Genomic DNA, 1,574 nt, shown 5'->3' with positions numbered 1-1,574 from the left:
GCCCGTCGAATACGAGACCACCCACTACCTCGCAACCACGAAACCCCAGGTCACACCCAACAACTGAGATCTCTACCGAACCCGGAACGGTTCAGCTGCGGTGCCACGTCAGGCACGCTGCACACCTCGGACGAGCTGACCCGTTGGATCGCCGGACACCGCGCCCAGAGCGGCCACGAACTGTATGAGCAGACCGTGCGCGCCCTCGTCCGTGCCGAGCCTGGCGCATGGCAGTGAAGTCCCCGAGGGTGACACCACGCCAGCGGCAACGCGACCGCGCGGCCCGAGCCCTTGACGGCAGTAGCGACGGCAACACCCACGGATTCCCCCGCACAACCACGGACACCAGAGGAACCCGAAACAGGCGCTGACCTGCAAAGAAACAGGTAGAAGGTGTCCGCGTAGCACACGTACTATGTGCTGGCAGGACAGACTCCGGTCCTGGTGCATAACGCTGGCGAATGTCCTGTCGATGGATTGCCGCACGGCCCTCTTGGTGAAAGCGCCACTCTTCAAAGGCTCAAGAATGAAGGGTACACAAATATTGCAAGAGAAGTCAGATTCAAGAACAGTAAAGGGGATGTATTCCGCGCCGACTTCATTGCGAAGGATCGCTCGGGAAACTGGGTAGCAGTCGAGGTGAAGACTGGAAAGGGGGCGTCTCTGACCGACAATCAATCGCTGGGATATGCTGAGCTCGGTCACGGCGGTGCAGTGCTGAATACTAGCAGGGTGCCAGGCCTGAAGAAGGGCTCAAAGGTCACCATGAAAGTAGAAGTAGATTTGTGGCATTGTCCTGCGTGTGACCCATAGGATACTTCACCCGGAAAGTGCGGCCAGAAGAGCTAGGAGGCGCTCGATGGGATCAAAAGCCGCCGTGGCGGTGTTTACTGATGCGGACCCCAAAAAGGCTTTCCGGAATATTGAAGTGATCGATTACGCTAAGTCAAAGCACCTAGCGGAGATGGCCCTCGGAGTCGCTTTGCGCGAGACGGGACTAAGCGCACTTGACCTCGCCGTTTGGCCCGATAGCGGGAGCGTATGCGCCGCAAGCCTTCCTGAGTTTGAGATTATCTGTTCTCGTAAACTCGCACGCTATCGACCCAGTGAGTTGACTGAGTGGATATCGCGGTTGGCAGGAGGGAGGGATGCCTACGCTGTTTTCATGCACAGCGTTGAAGACTGGGGTGCTTTCGCCGTCTGGTCAGGCGACCATCTGCTTAGGTCCCTGAGTGTGAATCCAGATTCCGGGATCATCGAGGATGTGGGTGAGCGACTTCCGTTCGAAGTTCCCTTCTGGGAAGGTGAGCATTCGGTTCGAGATGAAGCCAGCTACGGCTTGCCTTTCCATCCGATCGACTTTGGAAATGAAGCATTGAGGGAGTTCTTCGGGTTCATTCTTGAAGGTCGCGAGGATGAAACCTGCTTCGACCCTGAAGAAGTTGAAATCCCAGAGTTTCGGGCTACATTGCAAGTCTAAGAGGGCGTTTGAAGTGGGCAACTTGCCGTTTACGTCCTAGTACGTTCCTCGCCAGGTGGGTGTCGTCTCGTCCGTTATGCGCCTGGTGAGGTTG

At 57.0% G+C, this 1,574-nt stretch carries 2 protein-coding genes; both read left to right on the top strand.

The genetic code is table 11. The annotated features are described in order from the left end of the window. Nucleotides 1–417 precede the first annotated feature (417 nt). A complete protein-coding gene (locus ACH4VX_RS35570) occupies nt 418–813 on the top strand; it encodes an NERD domain-containing protein (RefSeq protein ID WP_398373464.1) in 396 nt (131 codons plus the stop codon). Between the two features lie 46 nt (nt 814–859). Next, nucleotides 860–1,480: a DUF6928 family protein gene (locus ACH4VX_RS35565; RefSeq protein ID WP_398373462.1), complete on the top strand. Its 621-nt coding sequence runs from the start codon at nt 860–862 to the stop codon at nt 1,478–1,480. Nucleotides 1,481–1,574: the final 94 nt, after the last annotated feature.

It is taken from the genome of Streptomyces sp. NPDC020731, from assembly GCF_044334705.1.
Taxonomy (GTDB): domain Bacteria; phylum Actinomycetota; class Actinomycetes; order Streptomycetales; family Streptomycetaceae; genus Streptomyces.
This window is presented reverse-complemented; position numbering and strand designations above follow the sequence as displayed.